The organism is Lacinutrix salivirga, from assembly GCF_053604675.1.
The window spans coordinates 1-204 of record NZ_JBSHNP010000081.1; the positions used below are offsets into that span (position 1 = coordinate 1).

Sequence of the window (204 nt, forward strand, 5' to 3'; positions counted from 1 at the left end):
ACAGACGAAGACACACCAGTAGTGGTAGATGTTTATGATAACGATAACGACATCCCAACAGATGGTACAATCGCAATCACAACACCACCAACCAATGGAACCGTAGTCATAACAGATCCAAACAATACACCAAACGATCCAAGTGATGATGTAGTAACCTACACACCAAACCCAGGATACAATGGAACAGATACGTTTGAATAT

Annotated in this window: 1 protein-coding gene; it reads left to right on the forward strand. The window is 41.2% G+C overall.

Annotated elements, in window-relative coordinates:
- On the forward strand, positions 1–204 hold a 204-nt coding region (locus ACVC5O_RS03150), incomplete at both ends, for an Ig-like domain-containing protein (protein ID WP_452220007.1).